Here is a 21,904-nt window from a genome sequence, read left to right as displayed (position 1 = left end):
GAAAGAGGTGAATGAATGAAAAAAAGAAGAATAATGACCATCATTTTGATGGTCATTATGTTAATCAATATATCTGCAATTCAAGCATTTGCAGATTATAATTATGTATATGTCACAAGGGATATGGCATGGCCTGCAAAAGGGTTCAACTATAAAGATATTATACAACTATATGAACCCTCCAATTATGGGGGCAGGGCCATCGGGGAATTTGTTTTTGTAGATAATAGTATAATGCAAATCACTGCGCTATATCGAGATAGCAAAAATAGGATATCTGCCTTTGATGCAATTGACCGGTATGGAAATACTCATTGGCTCTCCAACTCCATGAATAACAGCAACTATGAAACAGTAACAAAAATAAATCCCAACCTAAGTAATTCAAATCTAGGTACCGTATCGAATGTGCCGAATACGTTTACGCAAAATTACCTAGATAACATAGAAGCGCAGGGATGGGAACTAGTTCATGAGCATGCGCAGATATCGACCTACAATGTCCCGGACAGTTCTACTTATGTAACTAAGGAAATCAAATATTCCTGGCCGTTTAGCGCAGAATGGACAACAAACAATAGTAACAGAAGTGATATTTTTGGTCCAGGAATCCTGAATTTGGAAATTGTCCAATATACCCGAAGTGCATCAAATTACGTGAATTATGGGAGAGTGGGGAGCTACAATCCCAAGTTATATGAGCACAAAATTCTTCTGTATGGAAGCCCAAGTGATTTTTCAGTCTATGCAACATCCAAAACAGAAATATCGCCGCGAGAATTCGATATTCCCGTAGGAAAAAGTTTCTCAATTAGATTTGCAAAATGGACTACAAATGAATATAAGTATTACGTTAGAATCTACAGGCGCTATAAAGGAGAAGCCGCAGCAGTACAGAGTGTATCTGTTACACAAACAGGAGGAAATTCTTTTACAGCTGTGGCCAACATCACCAATCCAGGACTACCGGAAGCCGATGAACATGGTCATGTATGGTCAACGAGCACATCAAACTTAACTTTCGAGTTAGCGCCTTATAGGACAAAACTTGGATACAGAGAGACTACAGGGCAATATAGCAGCAATATTACAGACTGTCTACCGGGCGTCACTTATTATGTCAGACCATACGTGATTAATGAGCTAGGCGTCAGCTATGGAGCTACCCAAACCTTTAAAATTAATACTCCTCCAATGGTGACCATAACAGAGCCTACAGTAGATCAAGTCCTTCACAAGGGTAATAATATCAGTATTAAAGCCAATGTATCCGATGGAGAAGGCGATAACATCACATATAATATTCAAATTGGAACTACAGCAGGAGCCAGTAACCTGTATAATGGTACGCCTAATGGAACGAAAACAAACACATTAGTAACCCACAGCTATAATACATCAAGCCTGCCCTTAACCTGGAATGCTTCAACCAATCGCTATGAGCAGAAGGTATATATTCGCCTAACAGCAAATGACGGGAAACATGAGGGCGAAACTGTCAAGGATATTGCTTGTATTGTAGTTAATTATAAGCCGAGCATTAGCTTAACAGCGGGAAAAAATATCTCCAATTATGGTGAAATGATTGAACTGACAGGTAAAGTATATGATTCCTATGGAGGACAATTAACTATAAGTGCAACTATGGGAGGAAAAAGCACATCAACTACACTCACCACTTCCCCAACTACACAACCTTCAGCAGATAATTACAGTTTAAAATGGCAAGGAACCAATGTTCCAGAAGATGGAGAATATACCAATATCATTATTACTGTAGCTGATACACATGGAGGAAGTAGCACCGTAACTTTAAGTAAATTTACTATTACAGACATTTTATCCATGATCAAAAATAGAATACAAGAACACATCTTCCTAGATTCAGGAAGTGACCTGAGATTTCTAATCATAGATACAGACACTAAGATTACAGAATCTCAAAGAAATAATGAGTTACTAGAACAAATTCGTTCCATGATCAAAAATAGAGGAACGCATCTATTTTTCATCGGAAACGATAATGACACAAAAAACTATATCCAAAGATATCTAAAAGACCTCAATTAGAAGGCAGGTGAGAGAATGAAAAAGATACTATTAACGATATTCCTAATATTTTGTCTAAGCATTACAAGCTTTGCTATTCCTTTAGAATCCCAATACGATAAATCTAAAGATCCAAAGAACATAGAAAATATTATAAATTTCATTTTAGGTGTCAATCAGAAAAAGGGAGATCAGGAAGGGCTGATATATCTTGTAGGAGATACGATAGATATAGAGATGCTCTTTGAGGACATAGAGAAGGACTATGAAGGCATCAGCCCTCAAGACAAGCTAAAGAAAAACGCAGATTTAGATGAAGAACAGAAGAAACCTAAAGCCGGAACCCTTCAAATAAAATATACCCATAATCCCAGCATATTTGATAATCCAGATCCTAAGCATGTGAAAGGCAATAACAACTACAAGATCATAGCAAGTATGCAAGATCCATATGTTATTCAGAGAGCAACAACAGGAATGCGCGGGGAGTGGACAGTCACCGTTCAGGGCAGTGACACTACGAAAAATGATCCTTTTAATAAGATGGCTACACCTAAAACCAGAACCTACATAATCCATTATGCTCCTGATGCCGTCATCTATATGTTAGAAACGGCAACACACTACATTCTCACTGGAATAAATAGCCGTGACAGAGATTTTCAATACTCCCGGGCAAATAACGGAATTGACCGCTACGAATGGTTTTATGAACAAAAGGATGGCAGTGTTTACAAGTATCCAGAAGAAAATCAATATATTGCCTTGCCAAAGATAATCAATGGTAAGGAGGTAACAGCTTTTACACTGACTGTAACTGATTGTTACGGGGCAAAGGGATCTACAAATATAACAGGACTCATTACTCCGGAACTCTTTGCCGAGCTGCATCCGGAGCTTGCAAAGTTTGATATCTTCACAGCAGGAATTCCGGCCTCGGAAGAGCTGAAAGTAACTGATATTGTTACCATGCCACATCCTATGGATCGAATTGATTTTGCCCTCTATAAGGATGGTGTACGAAAAACAAATATCAGATCTTTAAACAGGCCATCAGATATTACAAAGACAGATATTTTGTACCATCATTGGAAAGACATCCGGAATTATCAAATTCCAGAAACTCTGCCGGACGGAAATTATACAGCTAAGGCTACAGCAACACAAGGCACCTTAGTATTAGAGAAGAATTGGTCTATCCGGGTAAAAACACCGATCAATCTGATGCCTGAAATGCCAAATCGAGTATTTACGAGTAGTGAAATTACTATAGAGGCTACTACGTCAAAATACGCAAATGCTGTAACTGTGGATGTATTCTCTGATGGGAATCCAATTTCTATGCAGTTAGTAAATCAAGTAGGAGATATAAAGTACTGGAGGTTAAATTATACTGTACCTTTCAGGCCTGATGGAAACTATACAGCCAGATTTAGGGCCACCACTCCTAATGGAAACGAAGAAATCAAGACACTACCTTTCTTCTTGCAGACCTTAGACTTGAAGGACCTGAGAATCACAGACATCGTAAACCATAAAGAATATGCAGGTAAATATCCAATTTATTATAATGCACCAGAGGTGCCGGTAGGCTATAAGGCAGGATACTATGTGACCTTTAAAATCACCGCCATTGGAAATCCGGATTCTGTAAAAATGAAAATATCCCATCCTGGATATAATAAAACCCTTAACATGGTGAAAGAATCCGAGAACGGGAATGAGTCAACCTGGAAGCTGGAATGGTATTCAGATCCTTTCCTGAAAAAAGGAACAATAATCAATACAGAAGTTACAGCAGATAAGGGAAGTATACACCTAAACTTTAATACAAAGTATGGCTGGGACGGAGATTATTTAAAGGTTGTAGGAAGCATTGAAGGAGACTGGAGAATTGACCAGGAGCTCTAAAACGTAAAACCCCCCTTTAATTAAAAAATAAAGGAAGGGATAGAAGGAGGATCTAGAAGTCATCCCTTCCTTTATTTATCAGAAATGTCTTGAAATTAATCATACAAAAATGATACAATAAGCATACAAAAAATACAAAAACGTACAAAGTCGGAGAGGTGTTATTGGGAAGATGGAAATTCAAAGGCATCCGAGCTCTATCCTCAACCTGGCGAAAGAAATCATCAAGGTTGTAGATGCTTATTGGACCAGGAGGATAACAGAAAAAGAACTCAATGAATATATGACATATTGGGCGCATCATGAAGCAGAAAAATTGTTTCGAGCCAATGAATGGAATCCTACGATCAAACAGCGGGTCGGAAGCAAGCGTTTAAAAGTAATGGAAAAAATGCTTTCTGGTTACCAAATAAAAATGTAGGGGTGGAATAGCCATGCGTAATTTTAAAAGAGAAATAGAAAATCTTAAAGAAGGAATAGCAAGGAGATTCCATCCAAAAGCTATAGTTGTCTTTGGATCCTGTGCAGCAGGGACCGCAACAGAAAAAAGCGACATTGATCTGTGTGTGATTATTGAGACGGATAATAAAAGAAAATTAAATGGTGTGATGAGTGAATATATCTATGCAGAAGACGGCCTGGATTTTGATCAGCCGGTGGATTTGTTAATTTATACACCGGAAGAGTGGGATAAGCATGTCAAGACACCAGGATCCTTCGCAAATTTGATAGAGAAGAAGGGTGAGATGATATATGGTTGATAGTAAAAAATTTGAAGATTGGGTAAGAAAAGCAGAGCAAGACCTAAGAGGTGCACAAACGCTGTTAAAGCATGGTGATGCCAATGAATTAGTAGCTTTTCACAGCCAACAGGCGGTAGAGAAGATGCTGAAGGCATATTTATTACATAAAGTCGAAAAGTTAGCAGAAGGTCACTCGCTAGTATATTTAAGTAGAGAATGTCAGCGGTTGGATAAGGATTTTTCACAGACCATGGCGGATGCGAGGGAACTAAACAACTATTATATTGAAACCAGGTATCCTGCAGATGAAGGAACAGAAGTGACAAATAATGATGCGAAGGAAGGGCTTGCAGCTGCAGTAAGAGTAGTAGAGTTTACAAAGAAGAAAATGGGATTATAGCATGAAAAGAGTGAGAAGGGTTCAAAAGAGCCCTTCTTTAAATTTTACCTTTAATTAGGCGGGTATTGGATAATTCAAAGGATTAATACAACTCTTCATGAAAATCAAAGGAGGGTAAGGCTGTATGGAAAAGCCGATTTGGAAGTTGGTAAGTATTGCTATGTTATGGATTTTACTATATGGAGAATATGAAGGGTTAACGTACATTTATTCGCTAGTCGGTGATTTGGAAGACTTTGCTAATGTTTTAAAGACTTTTCTTGATTTTAGCATTTTTCCAATAGGTTTTATTTTAGGGATATATTTTTTGCTTTGCCTGAAATTAAGAAAAAAAATTACTCTTTTTGTACCGCTGGCAATGATAATAGTATGGCTGCTGATCCCGGGAGCTGTGGGGTTTTTAGTGTTTTTTGAAATAGTAGGAGAAATGGCATTATGGAAATGCGTACTTTGGGCAGGGCTGATTTTATTTATATTTGTAGCTACTATAGATAGATATATTATTAGAGATTGCATAGAGGTTTTTGGGAAAGAAAGAGTAGCGGAAATAAAAAAATAAAAGGAAGTCAGAGCTGTTTGATTTAGAAATCGAAAATATAATTCTAGAAAAATTTTGTACAAAAAAATCAATCAAAAGATTATGGACAAAGGTTATATTAATGGCTAAATTTCAAAGATAATACAACTTTAAAAATATTAACTATTAAACAAAAAGGCAGGTGAGTCTATGGCACAGGAAAAGGCGGTGATCATCACCAGTATCATTATCGGTGCAGCAGTTTTTTCTAACATAATCAGCCACGAAATCAAAAAATATCTGCGGTATGTACTGTTAGCTTTTATTCTGTTTATTCTCCTAACACGATTCGGAGAAATTCTGTTGCTTATGGATGCGGTGGCCACCATTACTTGGCCAACATTTAAAGAATGGGTAATTACCGGAAGCCAAAAGCTTGTTAAGCTATTATATCTTATTACACATTAAAGGAGGCGATTATAGAAATGACTAAAAACGAATTAGAAAAATTTACAGATAGCATCACGGATTTCTTTGCAAAAACAGCTTGTATATCGTTGATGGTAGGTGGAGGATCCATTTTTATAATGCGAACCAGCTTTATCGAGAATTATCCGGATTTAAAAAGCTACGCTATAGAAGGACAGAAAGTAGGCTTTAGTCTCTTTGTAATGATTATTACAGGGTACTTTGCATGGCTTAATCGTACAAAGCTTTTTGAGTGGTTGATCAACATGATTGGGAAAATATGGAAGGAGATGTTTACAGGTGTTAAGACCATGCTCTCAGGATCCTTTAGTCTAAAGAACTTGAAACGTCTTAATGATGAAAATATGGATTTTGAGATGGATGATGAAGGAGATCCGAAAGGAAACCAAGGCTTAAAGGGCTTACCTAATTTGGAAATATTTCCACCTCAACCGAAGATGGAGTTTGAAAAAAATGGTGCCGTAGTTGCAAAGAGTTTACCTGAAGGTTTTAAAAGAATGGGTGTGGCAGATGAAGTGATCCAGGGCATAAAGGTGGTAAGTGTTAATGATGGACCCTCTAGTGCCTTAATTGAGATTGATCTGCCAAATGGATTAAAACAAAGCACCATAGAAGGATATGCAAAAGATCTTGAAGCTGCACTAGGAGTACCTTCTTTAGAAATTATCAAAGGATCTGCAGCAGGAAGAGCCGGGATTATTGTAGGGAGTCAAAATAGAGTACCTGTATATTTGCGGAGTATATTGGAGTCAAAAGAGTTTAAATTGGCCAGAAGAAAAATGATACTACCTATCCCCATCGGCATCGATCCGAAAGGAAACATCGTTTTTGCGGATCTAACGAAGTTTCCCCATGCATTGGTTGCTGGGGCCACAAACAGTGGGAAAAGCGTATGGTTAAATGCATTAATTTCAACCCTTTCTTATCTTACAGGACCCGATGAATTAAGATTGTTGCTAACAGATCCAAAGCGAGTGGAGTTTCATATCTATGAGCCGCTGCCCCATGTGGCAAGAATCGAAAAAGATGCTGAAAAAGCGGTTTTGATGAAACAAGAACTGGTAAAGGAGATGGATCTTCGATACAAGCTGTTTGAAAAAGTGAAGGTAAGAAATATTGAAGCTTACAATGAAAAGGTCCCAAAAGAACAGCGGTTACCGTATATTGTAGATGTGGTAGACGAGTATTATGACTTAATGATGGTAGGAGGAAAAGATGTATTAGAACCATTGTTTGTTAGACTTGGGCAGTTGGCCAGAGCAGCAGGAATACATCTAGTTATCGCAACTCAAAGGCCTTCAGTAGATGTTATCACTGGAGTGCTAAAGGGAAATCTTCCAACCAGAATATGTTTTTCCCTAACAACACAATCAGATTATTCTACGGTCTTTGGCGCAGAAAAAGGATTGAACTTTAAACTGAGAGGTTTTGGAGACGGAGTAGCTCGGATCGAAGGAAGATTGGAGGGAAATCTAAGATTCCAGGGTGCAGCCGTTAGTATAAAAGATAGTGAAGTCGAGAAAAGCATTATGGATCTGGCCAGTTATTGGAGAGAGAACTCAAATGAATTAATACCCGAATTCATAAATCCTGCTTTAGCTGATCCAAGTTTGGTCGTGGAAAATCAGGAAGAAGATAATAAAGCTTCTAAAAAGAAAGTAAAGTCTGTATCAGAAGAATCGACTAGGGAGACAGAAGATGTATATGAAAAAGTGGATACAGAAGAAGTAGCAGATGAGGAGGAGTTTGATCAGGATCATGGAGAGAAAAGTGATTTGGAATACCAGGTTGCTCTTCAGATTTTAGAGGAAATTGATAAAACGCCGGACGGAAAAGAGATTATTGTATCAGCGAATAAGATTAGGACCAAGCTTCGGAAAAACAAGAATGACATACAAAGTGTATTTGATAAGTATGTAAATGAAAAGCATATAGAGTCAGTTCCTGGTAGAGGGTATAGGGTTATAGATGAGGAGGCTTTTTATAGGCTCTGTGACGAATTTGAAGCCTCCTAGAGGTATACTTAGGTTGTATTATAGCTTGTATTATTGGTTGTATTATAGGGATGTATTATTCGAAGATCTCCCTTAATTTTACTAAGGGTTGAGGGGGTGGGAGAGAACAAAAAAGGGAACCTGAATCCGGGGGTGAAAATATGACATGGAAAAAGAATGATCATGAGATTGCGACGATGAAAAAAATTGTATTTTCAGTGATGCCGGAAGCAATTATTCGAGCTAGTGGTGGAGGAAAATATCCCTTTAGTGCCAGAGGTTTATACTACCAGGTAAGACCGCTCATCCAAATGTATACAAACAAGGAATTAAGCTACGAATATTTTACCCCGCCACTGCTTACGGAGTATCAAGAACAATATGGAACCATCGATGGCCTTTACTATGAAGCTAGAGGAATTCTGATAGAGCCCCACACCGGAAGAGAGATTCCGTTAGGAACAAGAGAAGTGGCAGCCTATAAACCGGAACCTTATACATTTAATAAGATACTCTATGTTGAAAAGACAGGGTTACTACCAATGCTTCAAGCAGGAAAACTGGCTGAAAAATATGATATGGCGCTAATGTCTAGCCAGGGCTTTGCCAATAGATCGGCAAAAGAACTCTTGGCGGATTTTGAGAGGGAATTTGAGGATATGACTATTTTATGTTTGCACGATTGCGACATTAGTGGTCATGAAATTAGTAGAACCCTGGCCGATGAAACTAGGACCAGCAAGCATAAGATTAGGGTCATAGATATTGGCTTAAGTGTAGAGGATGTGAAAAAGGCAGAGCTGCAGATAGAAAAAGTAAATATCCGGTATACTCCGCCAACTGAATTTGTGAGTCGTCTTTCAAGGCTTGAAAGGCGCTTTTTTCTTGGGAAAAGTGCGAATTTATATAACGGCGTATTAAAAGGAAGTCGATGTGAGCTCAACGCCTTTCGACCAGATGACCTTATTGCATATATTGAGATGAAACTGAAGAATTTAGGGCTTACAGAAAAGATTCTTCCACCGGTGGAAGTAATCGAGAAGGAAAAAGAAAAGGTGTTAGAAACAAAGCTTCAGGAAGAAGTAAGAAATGAAATTATAAAGAGATTGGAGCTTGACGAGTTGGTTAGAAATATTTCAAAGCAGCTGATTGATCAGAATAAGACTCATGAAAATATAGAGGTAAAAGACGGCATCCAGGAGGGCGAAAGCTGGCGGGATGTGGTTAACCAAAAGACTGCATTGCAAATAAAGATGCTAATCCAGAAAAACATGAAAATATTTGAATCTATAGTTTAAAGAAACGCTAATGCCAGAGAGGAGGAGACAATGATTGATAGACAAGGTGCAATTAAAATATCACAAATGATGGAGACGATTATTCCAAAAGATGTTATAGCTCATGGTCATCGGGTAGGAAATATTGCTTATAGGGTTGCGGTGGAACTAAAGCTAAGTGACATAGAAAAGAGGGATGTAGTCATTGCAAGCCGCATCCATGACTACGGGAAAGCATGGGTCAAAAAAGAAATACTTAGAAAGCCCGGAAAACTGACTGCGGATGAATACGAAGAGATGAAGCTGCATGCTCTCTATAGTAGTCAAATAGCCAAAATGCACAAGAAGCTACGCAGGCATGGTGAAATGATCCTTTATCATCATGAAAAGATAGATGGTAGTGGGTATTATGGATTAACGGATAAACAAATTCCATTGATATCGAAAATTATCGTTGTTTCAGATATATTTGATGCATTAAGCTCCAATAGAGACTACAGACGTGCTTATGGTACTGACGAGGTGATAAAGATTATGAGTAATGAATCTTACAAATACGATCGGCGAGTCTTTGAAGCTTTCTTAAGGATTGTTGATTGCAAAAATTTAAAGCCGGAGTATGATAGAAACCTAAGTCTCAATTAGGGAAAGGAGAGGTATTTATGATGGGAAGAACCCATTTTCAAGTGGGGGTACTAAGCTACGTATTGGCCAGTACAGTGCCACATATAGCAAATTTACCAGTGATCGGAGGAGGGAGAGGAGAGATCAATATAGCCGCTGCGTGTATCGCCGGGGCAGCAGCGTTGATGGCAGATGTGGACAGTCAACATAGTAAGATTAATCAAATGAATCCCGTAGTAGGAAGCGCCAATAAATTAGTGGATACAGGGGAAGACATACTAAAAAAACTATTATCTATAATATTTACCCTTGGGATCGGGGCAGGTATTTTGTTTTTTCGAGGGGATATTATTAAAATGCTTTGGTATTTTAATAATATAAAGCCCTATGCCGAGGGAATTACCTATGGAGCTGCAGCATTCTTTTTGATATTAGGGGTATGCGGAAGAAAGGGAACACGAGTACTCACAAAGTTGCCACTGATAGGAAATATCTACACCAGTATTACTACAGGAATAAATAGAGGAAGCGCGTTACTAAAAAGAATGATGATGATTATAATTTATGGGGGTGCAGGACTATGGATCATAGGATATAACGCGTCCCATGGAAAGGATCCATACTTGTATTTGGTTGGAGCTTTATTTATTGCTGCCGTAATTTTCCCCCACAGAAGCTTTTTTCATTCCATAGAAGGATTTTTAATCTTTACAGCTGCAGTATCTTATTTAACCAATAGGATAGGCTATCCGGAATTTAGATATGCCTTTATGATTGGGTATATCAGCCATCTATACTTTACAGATATTTTTACCAAGGAAGGGGTCCCCCTATCGGTGCTGCCAAGAATCTTAGAAAAGATAGGATTGCATAAGCGGTTAAGAAAATTTAAGTTGTATAGTTTGCTATACCAGGTTTTAAATATTAGGCTTAGGGTACCACTAATCAGTACAGGTACCAAACTTGGAAACATCTTTGAAAAGGGATATGTATTGACATTATTAGTAACATCGATTGTGTCTTTTGTAATCTTTGATGGATCGATAAAGCTAATATAAAATAGACTTTTAATAGCATTTAAATAAAATTTAAGCCCTGGGATTCCAGGGCTTATTCTGTTCTATAGGATTTCGTCTGAGATATTCTTTTAAGCAGAGATATCTTTCATCTGCAGTTCTAAGTTTGTAGAAAAATGTAATGAATCTGCTTTGGCTAGTTTAGCGAACTGTAAATTCCATCAACAGCGCGATCTCAATATGGTAGCAAGCGATTTAACCTATATTAGAGTAGCATGAACTGGAATTACATGTGTGTTCTAATCGATCTTTTTAACCGTGCAATTATTGGGTATAGCTGCGGCAGAAATAAAGATGCTCAACGGGTGTCCAAAGCTTTCGCCAGTGTTAGAACAAACCTGAATAACATTCAGATATTCCATACGGACCGTGGGAACGAATTCAAAAACCAACTGATCGATGGAAACCCTAGAAACTTTTAGTATTGTACGTGCTCTCAGCATGAAGAGTTGTCCCTATGATAATGCTGTAGCTGAAGCAAGCTTTAAACTAATTAAAGCTGAATTTATCAAAGGCGAGATATTTGAATCCTTAGAAGAGTTACAATATCGATTATCAGACCATGTTAATTGGCTTAATCATCATAGAATTCATTTCTTATTAGGATGTTTGACCTCAAACCAGTACGAATTAAATCACCTTAGAAAAGTTGTCTAAAAGTTAGAGGTATGTAGGAGAATATCAGATTTAGACATGATAAAGGACATCTGCTTAGGTAGTTGCTTTCTATTATGTTTAATTGTCGAAATGTGCAGAATGAAAATTTTGAAAGATTTCATGGAATGATGTAGAATTAAGGTGAATATATGTCGGAGGATGAAACATGTTTGATTTTAGTAAGAAGTTTATATCATTAGGAATTGAATATAATCAGGAATATTTTAAATCAGTTGTTAATAGAAAAATCTATAATGATAGCTTGTTTCCACCTACAAAACCTATTGAGGGTGGTTTATGGAGATCTGAGTTATAAATAAAATTAGGAAGTATCTTTCTTCATGGCACGAATATATATTTGAGAAATTAAATATATCGATGTTTGAGCATCAGTTAAATAACAGAGCTACGATATTTACTATAAAAAATATAGCCAAAGTGCTGTTAATTAATTCAATGGAAGATATTGTGATTAATATTTATGAGAATGGAAGGTTATATTCAAATTTAACATTACGTAAAGTTAAAATTGCAGGTGATATGCATAAACAATTAGAAAGACTAGGTTAGAATGGGCGTGGGCAATCCCTAGAGGGGCAGACAAGCCTGGAGATGCTTGTAAAAAAAGAGAAATATGCTGTAAAGTTTTGAGTTCTGGATGTTGGACATTAATGACAACAATTTAAAATGAAAAAATGATATTTGATGATAAAGTAAAGGGGTTACATAAATGTCTATAGCTAAAAAAGTGGCTCCATTTATAAAGTGGCCTGGTGGAAAGCGGTGGTTTGTGCAAGCGCATTTAGATATTATTCCGCAACAATATAATCGCTACATTGAACCTTTTTTAGGTGGAGGAGCTGTATTTTTTGGGATTCAACCTTTAAAGGCAATTCTTTCTGATACAAATAAAGAATTGGCTATAACATATAATGCAATTAAAAAGGATTATAAGAGAGTTTTAAGTTATTTACAATTTCATAAGCAATATCATTCAGAAGAATATTATTACCAAGTAAGAGATATGTTATTAGACGATGAATTTGAAATTGCCGCTCGATTGATTTATCTTAATCGCACTTGTTTTAATGGTATTTATCGAGTAAATAAAGAAGGGAAGTTCAATGTTCCTATAGGAACAAGTTCAAGCGTAATTTATGATACAGATGATTTTCAAGCTATAGCACAAGCTTTAAAACATGCCAATATTTTTAATGATGATTTTGCAAAAACAATAGGAAAGGCACGGGAAGGTGATTTGATTTTTGCTGATCCTCCTTATACTGTTAGGCACAATAATAATGGATTTATTCAGTATAATGAAAAACTTTTTTCATGGAAGGATCAGATTAGATTGACTAAATGTCTAAAGAGGGCCAAAGACAGAGGAGTAAAAATTATTGCTACTAATGCGAATCATCCGTCAGTTGTTGATTTGTATCGACAACTTGAGTTTGAGATAGAAGAAATAACACGCTACAGTTCTATTTCTGCTAACCCAGAAAATCGAAAACAATATGGTGAGATAATTATTACAGCTAATATTTGAGGGGGATAAACAATTATGGACATTAATTCAATGGTAACAACATCAGCAACCCAGGATAATCCTATTAATATACTACGTACTTTTATTGGTGAGCAAGATCGTTTTGAAAGTGCTATGAAAACTGATGAATGGCGTTTTGTAGGTTATGTACTGGAATTAGGATTTGACTCGGCTAAAATTATCACCTCTGACCCCTATAAAATCGCAGTAGGTGGTATTCCTAGAGGATCTTTTTTAATCATGGTTCCCATGGATTTTGATAAAATAACACCACATTTTACTTTGCTTCGAGTTACGGATGTTGCAACAACTCCACTAAGCTCTCAAGTTCAACAAACTTACTTTGAATTACATAAAAAATCAATGCCTGAAATAGATATTTGGACTCAAAGCGAACTCCAATGGGGTGCTTTAGATTGTGATGTTTTAGGAATGTTTTATCCTGATCCGGAACACATGGATAAATTGTTCTTTTCAGGTGATGTGAATAATGTTGTTAGCGCACATAAATATAGGATATTTTCGCCTAATGATAAATTGTTAAATCTTATCATCAATTCATTAGTACGAAAAGAGAATAAAGCATCTATAGGGAATTTAAGAACAATGGAGTGCAAACTCAGTTTGTCTAGCAAATCCTTATCTAAAATACCTGTAGAAGTTTCTATGAGAGATTTTATGGGTTGTAGAACTGCTATGTTTGGCAAAACACGCTTAGGAAAATCTAATGTTGTTAAATTAATAATGCAAGGTATGTTGGATTCAACTGAAACTGAAAAAAACATAGGTCAATTAGTCTTTGACATTAATGGTGAATATGCAAATGACAATGAACAAGATAATAATTTCTCTATTCGTTCTGCTAACGAAGAGAGATGTGTTGTATATGCTCTGACTAAAAGGGCAGAAACTCCATCGGAACCACTCAGACTTAATTTTTATGAATATCCAGACCAATGTATGGGTATTTTAGCATCTATGCTGGATCAAGATGGGAAAAAGTCTATATACATTACTAGTTTTGCGAATGCTGTGATCCCATCAATTAAGGAAGTATTGGAAACTGATTTTAATACGAGAACAAGACCTATACGAAAAATTCAAATGTACTGGGCAATTTTAAAAAAAGCTGGATTTTCTACTGATGAAGCTTCTCTTAAAAAACTTGGATTGGTATCAAAGTATACAAAACATTTCGATCCTCACTTTAATGAAAAATTAAGGCGTGCTATATATAATATTGGAAAAGAAGATGATCTGCCTCAGACTCCTTCCACATTAGATGAATTAGTTAAAGAACTTGAATGTATGTCTGACTATGTTCAGAATAACTCAACTTCAGGTTTATTAAGTAATAATGGTAAAGCAATGTTCGATCCAGATGACTTGGCTTTATTAAAATTTTTAAAACCTTCAGCAGGGAGTGCTGGACCTACAATGCTAAGATCTTATATAAAATACCATAGCTCTGCTGCTGGAGATTTTATAAAAGATATTTTAACTTTGTTAGATGAAGGGAAAACCGTTATTTTGGATTTAGGAAATGCGAGTGATGAGATTCGACGTTATTTTTCAGAAATTCTTGCCAAAGCAGTTTTTGCTCATCAAGAACAAAAATTTGTTTCAAATACTTTAAAAAATCATTATGTTGAACTGTACTTCGAAGAGGCACATAACCTTTTCCCTCCGAATGATAATGATTTGACTGGCGTTTATGCCAGATTTGCAAAAGAAGGTGCAAAATTTCATATTGGTATGGTCTATTCAACGCAATCACCTTCAACAATTAATAAGGAATTGTTAATTCAGACAGAAAACTTTTTTGTAGGACATCTATCTTCACAAGACGAAGTAAAGGCATTATCAAAATTACAAATTGCGTTTTCGGGGATTGAAGATGATATTTTAAGAGCAAAAACACCTGGATATATGCGAATGTTGACTTTATCTCATCGTTTTGTAGTTCCTATGCAGGCATATTTATTTCAACCTAAAAAGAAGGGGGAAAATTAAATGCCCTACAGCAGCGTAAACGGTAATTTACCAAATGAAAGTGCATCTAAGCTTGGACATCTAAATGTTATTAAAAGTTCATGGGTAAAATCACTTATTGAAGATTTTGAATATGTAGAAACATCAACTGAAATTGACACAAGAAGAACTAATTGGAAAGAGTTTGATTCAAATTCAGATCCTTTAATGAATATTTGGGCTGTTGATGGTTCATTCGTTAAAGTTACTGCTGGAAATCATCCTCCTAAAGAGGTAGCCTTTATAAAAACTGCTCTTCTAATGGTTGATAAAGTCAAAATTGAATTAATTGATCCAAAATGCCCGCATCCTCTTCAAATAAGAGATATTATGGATAATAGTGCACTATTTCATTCAACGGTGTTTCCTTTAAATAATATCAGAACAAGTAAAGGAAACAATTACGATGCTGTGCGGCATATCATATTCGATTCTTTACAAATTGATGAGAATGGTGCTTACTATGAGACTTTGAAGTGGATTACATATAAAAAATGGGATACATTAAAGGATATTTCACCTAATTTTCAATGTCCAAGCTGTGCTAAAGTGATTGATGGTTTTCCTTATGATAGTGATACTATGAAATGTCCTTATTGTCATAATGATGTTCTACTTACAGATATGTTGGGTTTTCATTTGGATATGATTGAAGATAGTGCCCCAGAAAGCGTAGCATCAGCTTATATGCTAATAGTAGAAACATTAATGCTTTTTACCCCAATTAGACTTTTATGGGATTATTCTGACCATGCATTAATATCAAATACACTGTTTATTAAGGATGGTCCCCTTAGTTTAGCAAGTCAATATAGCAAATTAGTTCCTAATATTAGAATATTTATGCAATTTGCTAAAGATAAGGGTAGACCTGTACACATTATTGGATGCGAAAAAAGCGGAAAATTTTTCGATCATTTGATAAGTATTGAAAATAACGTGCCGCCACACAGTAGAAATGAGAAAATGCATTATTTTGTCCTCCCTCACCAATATATTCTTGATGAAGTCCAGAGAAGGCCTTTATCCGAAAATCAATATGGTTCTAGAACAAATTGGGGAGAAAAGATATATGTAAAAGCCGAACCAGGTACTTTTATGGTGCTAAATATTCCTACTGGTTTTTATAATTCAGCTAATGATTTTCCAAAGGATGCTGATATTATTGGATTAAATCGTATTTTACAAACAATACCATCCCTGATTAGTAGAAAACATGAAGGAGCGTTGTTTCCGATAGAGTTAGCAAATGGCATTGCTTCTATGTCTAGTTATCCTTCTGCTAAAATTTTAGAGCGCTATATGGATAGTAACATTAAATCAAAATAAATTTCTGAGAAAAAAAGCGGATTATAAGATTTTCAATTAAACAGAGAAGAATGGTGTTCAATTAAATAAAAAATATAATAATTTGGTATTTTGATAGAAATTATTTTGATTGGTAATATCGAAATTGGGATGAGAATATGTAGGATATTAAAGTAACGGATAGCTATTTTACTGGAACTTCTCAAGAGGATATAGTTGAATATTACTTCAAACAACGAAAAATAAGCCTGTACTGCTTTAAGATCGTCATTGTAACGCTTTCTATTGTCTGCCATCATTCATTCCTCCAAAGTTGTTATTATACCTACCTCCTGTGTGTCTGGAAAATCAGGTATGGGTCGGATTTTATATTTAAAAATAATACAGACAATTATGATTACGTATTTTAAGCAGAATTACCTTCACATTATTGATTATTTCATTAGAAAACTTCATTTAGTAGATAAAGTATTTCTATCTCGTATACCTAGGCATAGAGAAGTTTTATTTAGTTTAACGTCAATGAGATTGAATATTTAAAAAACTTCTTTTTTTTTGAAATAAGCATTATAGGAAAAACTTGTAATTGTTTGTTTTGATAATTTTAATATATGTAATGAAGAAATTTATTTGCCAGTCTCCTGGTAATCGATAGATTTGCAAATTTTCTCTAGCCATCTATACTTAACAGATATTTTTACCAAGGAAGGGGTCCCCCTATTGGTGCTGCCAAGAATCCTAGGAAAGATAGGATTGCATAAGCGGTTAAGAAAATTTAAGTTGTATAGTTTGCTATACCAGGTTTTAAATATTAGGCTTAGGGTACCACTAATCAGTACAGGGACAAAACTTGGAAACATCTTTGAAAAGGGATATGTATTGACATTATTACTAACATCGATTGTGTTTTTTGTAATCTTTGATGGATCGATAAAGCTAATATAAAATAGACTTTTAATAGCATCTAAATAAAATTTAAGCCCTGGGATGCCAGGGCTTATTCTATTTCTATAGGATTTCGTCTGAGATATTCTTTTAAGCAGAGATATCGTTCATCTGCAGTTCTAAGTTTGTGCAGTAGATTTTCTAAAAGGGCCTGGGCATCTTCCAGATCATATTGGATATGCCTGAGCTCATCCATATTTGTTTTTTTATCGAGGTTACTTTTCATCTCAAGAATTTTCTCGCGAAGAGCCGCAACTTCTCTGGATGCATTAGAAAGCTCCTGACGGAGAAAATCGTCGGTGTTGTCAATACCTAGATTTCGAAGCAACAGAAAATCAGAGAATCATAAAATACTAGAACTGGCTCGAAAGAGCCATAAACAAAGCGATGGAATCTATGGCCTGGATAAAATCCTCCGTGATGTTAATGAGAAGATTCCCTGTGGTAGAAACCGACTTTATCGGATATTAAAAGAAAACAAGATACATTCTAAGCGGCCTAAAAAGTATAAAGCCACTACTAACTCTAATCATAAACTGCCTGTTGCAGAAAACTTGCTAAATCAGAATTTTAATGTCTCAAAGCCTTATGAAGTCTGGGTCACTGATATAAGCTATATACCCACTGAAGAAGGCTGGCTTTATCTTGCAATCGTAAAGGATCTGTTTAATAAAGAAATCGTTGGATGGTCTACAGATAAAACCATGACCAAAGAGCTTACAATCCATGCCTTAAAGAATGCCATAAGGAAACATCGACCACCAAAAGGACTTATCCATCACTCCGACAGAGGGGTTGAGTATTGCAGTAAAGGGTATCAAGATTTACTTAAAAAGCATCATTTTAAATGTAGCATGAGCCGTAAGGGCAATTGCTATGATAATGCTTGTGCTGAGACGTTTTTCAGCACCATAAAAACAGAATGTATCCATTTTAGGAAGTTCAAAACTCGTAAAGAAGCACGAAATGTGATCTTTGAATATATAGAGATATTTTACAATCGAAAGCGTCGCCATGCAGCTTTAGACTATATGACACCATTAGAATTTACACGTAAATACAAACAACGTCTGGCAGCATAAGGAATTTTAAGTAAATTAAAGAATAGCTAACTCTGAAGTGTCTAGTTTATCGATAAAGGCGCATTCCTTTGAGTGGGAGTAAATCAGATACAGTAAGGATATTGTGAAATAAACCAAAATCCAACAAAAAAATATAACAGCAACTATAATTCGACAAATATCAATGACAAAAATTGATAAAATATTCAAGGTATTAGCTATATGCTGATGCTTTGTGTTTTTTTTGCAAGGGTTGTTTATATCTGAGAGAACAACCCTATTTTACAAATCTATTTTGAAAGGGGCATGTGTAAAAATGAAAAAGGGTGTAAGGAAGGGACTGGCAGTCATTTTGGCAATCTGTTTCAGTATGGTATCCGCAATGATACCGGTATATGGGGAAAATAACGTCATGGGTACTGCACTGGACAATCTCCATGAGCCGTCTCCACTAGAAATGGAAACCAACCGTTTCATTATCAAGTACAAAAAGGATCATCAGAGAAAAGAAAAGAAAATGGCAGTAGAAAAAGTAAAAAATAAGGGAAAATTGGTTGAGATTGAGGGCAACCAAGATCTGAAGCTGATGCTGACCGATAAGAAAATGAAGAAAAAAGACTTAATCAATCTACTAAAATCAGACAATAAGGATACCAATATTGAATATATTCAGCCGGATTATCTGTTTACATTGGAGTCAAATGACCTCTATTATCCGGAACAATGGGGACTGGGGACCGTATCCGATGCGGTCTACGGTACGGTAAGCGGAACCGTATATGCAAATGACGCTACAGGATTATTTGAAGACCGCATCCATGCCAATGTCTCCGCCGCATGGCAGGCTACAGAGGGAGAAGGCAGTATCGTAGCGGTCATTGATACGGGAGTAGATATTCATCATGAGGATTTAAAGGAGAATATCTGGGTGAATGAAAGAGAGATAGGCGGAAATGGAAGAGATGAGGATGGAAACGGGTATATAGATGATGTTTACGGGTGGAACTTTTCAAACAATACCCATAAGGTGTATGAGGAAGGCGCTCAAAGCCAGGAAGCTCATGGAACCCATGTGGCAGGAATTATCGCTGCAGTAAAAGACAATGAAAAAGGGATGGCAGGAGCAGCGCCGAAGGCTAAGGTCATGGTCTTAAAAGTATTTAACAATGGAACGGCCTATACCAGTGATATCATCAATGGGATCCATTATGCAGAGGCAATGGGTGCAAAAATTGTCAACTGCAGCTGGGGAAGCATGGAGGAAAATCCAGCCCTGGAAGAAACAATAAAGCAGTCCAAGATGCTGTTTATTGCGGCAGCAGGAAACCATGGGATAAACATTGACGAAAGACCGGTTTATCCGGCATCCTATAATTTTGACAATGTATTGACAGTAGGGGCATTAGACAGAAAAGCGAGATTACACGCAACATCGAATTATGGACAAGCCTCCGTAGATGCAGCGGCACCGGGAGAAGAGGTCCTCAGTACCATACCGGCAGACAGATATGAAAAAAGGACAGGAACCTCCATGGCGGCAGCCTTTGCATCAGGAGAAGCTGCATTGATATACAGTAGATACGGGGATATAGGGGCTAAGGCAGTAAAAGATAGGATCATTGAATCATCAGATCAACTCAACAGCCTAAGCGCAAAAATCCAAGGTGGAAACCTCATCAACGCCTATAACGCAGTAAATGGGCTCATTGGGCAGGAAATAACCATTGCGGGCTATACGGGGGAAGAAACGGTAACGGATGCTGTATACGGCACAGGATTTACTACCTTTTCTAATGCTGCTTACTCAATGCCACAAACCACGTCTGCAGCAATATTTTCTGTTCCGGCAGGCAGCGTGAATGGGAAAATGAATATTAAGTTATCTGGTAATATAAATTTGACATCACCAATAAGAATTAAGAGTATTGGTGAGAATTTATTTAATCCATATAGCAATCCAGCAGCAGTAAATGCAGCAAAAAAGATAGTCATCACTGATGGAATAAAAGTTGTAACGACTAATAATTGGAATTGGGCTAACACCAGATTTGATTTTGATTTGGAACCAAATACAAGATATAAAATAGATTTTAATGTTAACACCGTTAAAGGCAAAGGCTCAATCACTATTCTAGATAAGGTTAGTGGTACAGCACTATCCTATTCAAAAGGAGAATTTACAACACCAAATCACGGAAAAATATGTATACAATTTTTCTGTACCAGTGCTGATATTGAGCAAGGTGAAGTTGAATATAAAAATATCATTCTCACAAAACATTTAAATTTATCTTATCGTCCACATCAAGAATACATAACGTATCTTCCTTCTGCAGTAGAATTACATTCTTTATCAAATGGTGTAAAAGATGAAATAACGAGTAATTGTGAATTAGCTAGACGAACGATCAAAGTAATTCTAGATGGTAGTCTCAATTGGAAATTTGGAAAGGATTATAATGGATACAAGTTTGTAAGTATCCCATTGTCAGAACTGCCTGATATTTATGTCACAGATGATGAAGATGAGCAGCATATAGTTATGAGCGACAGAGGCACACGGTTAAATAATAAGATCTCTTTTGCAACATATGGCTCCCAATTTGAATGTTATAATGTATCTAATGTTTTAAATTCATTTGATTTAACTATCAATGATATAGATAGTGGATGGGGAGAAGCTCATATTCCTTCTCCTGAAGAAATAGGAACCTATTTTATGAATCATCCATATACCTTAATCTATCAACTAGCTCAACCAGAGATAATTAAACTAAACATGTCTCCAATCATAGGATACGAAAACGGAACCTTATATATCGATAGAGCCGTAAAAGACATGAGCATATATAAAGGAGCGGGCATAGCCATAAAAAATACTGCTTTTCCCATCCAGGCAATAGAAAGTGTATACAAAGTGACGGAGAATGCAAAAATCCCTGTGAACCTTAGTCAGGTATGGATTGCATCCGATAAGCTTTCCTTTACCATTGAAGGAGCCAAAACCGGTGATCAATACGAATACGTATACCTATACGATGCCAGTCTGGGAACTTTGCCAACCATTGAGTTTTCTGCACCCCTGAATTCACAAGCCCAGATCGAAGGAAATATCGATATGATAGAAAAACTTCTTGAAAGAATCGAACTGCTGGAAGAAAAAGTTAGGCTGCTAGAAGAGAATGGAGCCGGAGCCGGCGGCAGCGGGGTTGTTCGATACGAATATGATGCTAACGGAAGACTCACACTGAGAAAATTTGAGTAGATAATAAA

Annotated in this window: 19 protein-coding genes and 1 pseudogene; 19 read left to right on the top strand and 1 reads right to left on the bottom strand. The window is 36.5% G+C overall.

The window, feature by feature from the left end:
* Positions 1-15: 15 nt before the first annotated feature.
* From Gferi_RS01275 to Gferi_RS01195, 17 genes and pseudogenes are all read left to right on the top strand, one after another.
* Complete coding sequence (locus Gferi_RS01275) at positions 16-2,070, top strand: hypothetical protein (RefSeq protein ID WP_069973894.1); 2,055 nt, start codon at positions 16-18, stop codon at positions 2,068-2,070.
* A gap of 15 nt (positions 2,071-2,085) precedes the next feature.
* Positions 2,086-3,960 carry a hypothetical protein gene (locus Gferi_RS01270; RefSeq protein ID WP_069973893.1) on the top strand — a complete coding sequence of 625 codons (1,875 nt, stop codon included), beginning with the start codon at positions 2,086-2,088 and terminating at the stop codon, positions 3,958-3,960.
* Positions 3,961-4,132: 172 nt separating this feature from the next.
* Entirely contained in the window at positions 4,133-4,381 is a 249-nt protein-coding gene (locus Gferi_RS01265) for a TIGR04540 family protein (protein WP_069973892.1), read from the top strand.
* Positions 4,382-4,394: 13 nt separating this feature from the next.
* Entirely contained in the window at positions 4,395-4,721 is a 327-nt protein-coding gene (locus tag Gferi_RS01260; protein ID WP_069973891.1) for a nucleotidyltransferase domain-containing protein, read from the top strand.
* Positions 4,714-5,103: a HEPN domain-containing protein gene (locus Gferi_RS01255; RefSeq protein WP_069973890.1), complete on the top strand. Its 390-nt coding sequence runs from the start codon at positions 4,714-4,716 to the stop codon at positions 5,101-5,103. Before Gferi_RS01260 ends, Gferi_RS01255 begins: the two co-directional genes overlap by 8 nt.
* A gap of 124 nt (positions 5,104-5,227) precedes the next feature.
* Complete coding sequence (locus Gferi_RS01250; protein ID WP_069973889.1) at positions 5,228-5,662, top strand: hypothetical protein; 435 nt, start codon at positions 5,228-5,230, stop codon at positions 5,660-5,662.
* 168 nt (positions 5,663-5,830) lie between these two features.
* A complete protein-coding gene (locus Gferi_RS01245; RefSeq protein ID WP_069973888.1) occupies positions 5,831-6,088 on the top strand; it encodes a hypothetical protein in 258 nt (85 codons plus the stop codon).
* A gap of 17 nt (positions 6,089-6,105) precedes the next feature.
* Entirely contained in the window at positions 6,106-8,124 is a 2,019-nt protein-coding gene (locus Gferi_RS01240; RefSeq protein WP_069973887.1) for an FtsK/SpoIIIE domain-containing protein, read from the top strand.
* A gap of 140 nt (positions 8,125-8,264) precedes the next feature.
* The gene (locus Gferi_RS01235; RefSeq protein WP_069973886.1) at positions 8,265-9,401 is read left to right on the top strand and encodes a toprim domain-containing protein; all 1,137 of its coding nucleotides are present in this window, start codon (positions 8,265-8,267) and stop codon (positions 9,399-9,401) included.
* Positions 9,402-9,431: 30 nt separating this feature from the next.
* The gene (locus Gferi_RS01230; protein ID WP_069973885.1) at positions 9,432-10,025 is read left to right on the top strand and encodes an HD-GYP domain-containing protein; all 594 of its coding nucleotides are present in this window, start codon (positions 9,432-9,434) and stop codon (positions 10,023-10,025) included.
* A 17-nt stretch (positions 10,026-10,042) separates the two neighbouring features.
* Positions 10,043-11,062: a metal-dependent hydrolase gene (locus tag Gferi_RS01225; protein WP_069973884.1), complete on the top strand. Its 1,020-nt coding sequence runs from the start codon at positions 10,043-10,045 to the stop codon at positions 11,060-11,062.
* 123 nt (positions 11,063-11,185) lie between these two features.
* Positions 11,186-11,737 (top strand): annotated as a pseudogene (locus tag Gferi_RS28715) (DDE-type integrase/transposase/recombinase); the annotation flags it as partial.
* Positions 11,738-11,903: 166 nt separating this feature from the next.
* Entirely contained in the window at positions 11,904-12,053 is a 150-nt protein-coding gene (locus Gferi_RS27900; RefSeq protein WP_156782297.1) for a hypothetical protein, read from the top strand.
* A gap of 414 nt (positions 12,054-12,467) precedes the next feature.
* Positions 12,468-13,286, top strand: a complete 819-nt coding sequence (locus Gferi_RS01215) for a DNA adenine methylase (protein WP_069973882.1) — start codon at positions 12,468-12,470, stop codon at positions 13,284-13,286.
* Between the two features lie 15 nt (positions 13,287-13,301).
* Positions 13,302-15,299 (top strand): ATP-binding protein, encoded by a 1,998-nt coding sequence (locus Gferi_RS01210; RefSeq protein WP_069973881.1) that lies wholly within the window; start codon positions 13,302-13,304, stop codon positions 15,297-15,299.
* Complete coding sequence (locus tag Gferi_RS01205; RefSeq protein ID WP_069973880.1) at positions 15,300-16,646, top strand: hypothetical protein; 1,347 nt, start codon at positions 15,300-15,302, stop codon at positions 16,644-16,646.
* Positions 16,647-17,345: 699 nt separating this feature from the next.
* Entirely contained in the window at positions 17,346-17,570 is a 225-nt protein-coding gene (locus Gferi_RS01195; RefSeq protein ID WP_069973878.1) for a hypothetical protein, read from the top strand.
* A 52-nt stretch (positions 17,571-17,622) separates the two neighbouring features.
* Here the strand turns inward: Gferi_RS01195 and Gferi_RS27895 are convergent, their stop codons facing one another.
* On the bottom strand, positions 17,623-17,796 hold the full coding sequence (locus Gferi_RS27895) for a hypothetical protein (protein ID WP_156782295.1): 174 nt from the start codon (positions 17,794-17,796) through the stop codon (positions 17,623-17,625).
* A gap of 73 nt (positions 17,797-17,869) precedes the next feature.
* On the opposite strand from Gferi_RS27895, the gene Gferi_RS01190 reads away from it, so the two are divergent.
* The gene (locus tag Gferi_RS01190; protein ID WP_069973877.1) at positions 17,870-18,652 is read left to right on the top strand and encodes an IS3 family transposase; all 783 of its coding nucleotides are present in this window, start codon (positions 17,870-17,872) and stop codon (positions 18,650-18,652) included.
* A 295-nt stretch (positions 18,653-18,947) separates the two neighbouring features.
* A complete protein-coding gene (locus Gferi_RS01185; RefSeq protein ID WP_069973876.1) occupies positions 18,948-21,896 on the top strand; it encodes a S8 family peptidase in 2,949 nt (982 codons plus the stop codon).
* The last annotated feature ends 8 nt before the right edge of the window (positions 21,897-21,904 follow it).

The sequence above is a fragment of the Geosporobacter ferrireducens genome (assembly GCF_001750685.1).
Classification (GTDB): domain Bacteria; phylum Bacillota; class Clostridia; order Peptostreptococcales; family Thermotaleaceae; genus Geosporobacter; species Geosporobacter ferrireducens.
The sequence above is the reverse complement of the archived record's forward strand: the minus strand, read 5'-3'. Positions and strand labels throughout refer to the sequence as shown.

Excerpts from the sequence above, each read along its gene's own strand:
- Gferi_RS01235 (WP_069973886.1), top strand. The coding sequence starts at position 8,265 with ATGACATGGAAAAAGAATGATCATGAGATTGCGACGATGAAAAAAATT.
- Gferi_RS01210 (WP_069973881.1), top strand. The coding sequence starts at position 13,302 with ATGGACATTAATTCAATGGTAACAACATCAGCAACCCAGGATAATCCT.
- Gferi_RS01225 (WP_069973884.1), top strand. The coding sequence starts at position 10,043 with ATGATGGGAAGAACCCATTTTCAAGTGGGGGTACTAAGCTACGTATTG.
- Gferi_RS01240 (WP_069973887.1), top strand. The coding sequence starts at position 6,106 with ATGACTAAAAACGAATTAGAAAAATTTACAGATAGCATCACGGATTTC.
- Gferi_RS01230 (WP_069973885.1), top strand. The coding sequence starts at position 9,432 with ATGATTGATAGACAAGGTGCAATTAAAATATCACAAATGATGGAGACG.
- Gferi_RS01245 (WP_069973888.1), top strand. The coding sequence starts at position 5,831 with ATGGCACAGGAAAAGGCGGTGATCATCACCAGTATCATTATCGGTGCA.
- Gferi_RS01250 (WP_069973889.1), top strand. The coding sequence starts at position 5,228 with ATGGAAAAGCCGATTTGGAAGTTGGTAAGTATTGCTATGTTATGGATT.
- Gferi_RS01270 (WP_069973893.1), top strand. The coding sequence starts at position 2,086 with ATGAAAAAGATACTATTAACGATATTCCTAATATTTTGTCTAAGCATT.
- Gferi_RS01205 (WP_069973880.1), top strand. The coding sequence starts at position 15,300 with ATGCCCTACAGCAGCGTAAACGGTAATTTACCAAATGAAAGTGCATCT.
- Gferi_RS01215 (WP_069973882.1), top strand. The coding sequence starts at position 12,468 with ATGTCTATAGCTAAAAAAGTGGCTCCATTTATAAAGTGGCCTGGTGGA.
- Gferi_RS01185 (WP_069973876.1), top strand. The coding sequence starts at position 18,948 with ATGAAAAAGGGTGTAAGGAAGGGACTGGCAGTCATTTTGGCAATCTGT.
- Gferi_RS01265 (WP_069973892.1), top strand. The coding sequence starts at position 4,133 with ATGGAAATTCAAAGGCATCCGAGCTCTATCCTCAACCTGGCGAAAGAA.
- Gferi_RS01255 (WP_069973890.1), top strand. The coding sequence starts at position 4,714 with ATGGTTGATAGTAAAAAATTTGAAGATTGGGTAAGAAAAGCAGAGCAA.
- Gferi_RS27900 (WP_156782297.1), top strand. The coding sequence starts at position 11,904 with ATGTTTGATTTTAGTAAGAAGTTTATATCATTAGGAATTGAATATAAT.
- Gferi_RS27895 (WP_156782295.1), bottom strand. The coding sequence starts at position 17,796 with ATGAAAAGTAACCTCGATAAAAAAACAAATATGGATGAGCTCAGGCAT.
- Gferi_RS01275 (WP_069973894.1), top strand. The coding sequence starts at position 16 with ATGAAAAAAAGAAGAATAATGACCATCATTTTGATGGTCATTATGTTA.
- Gferi_RS01260 (WP_069973891.1), top strand. The coding sequence starts at position 4,395 with ATGCGTAATTTTAAAAGAGAAATAGAAAATCTTAAAGAAGGAATAGCA.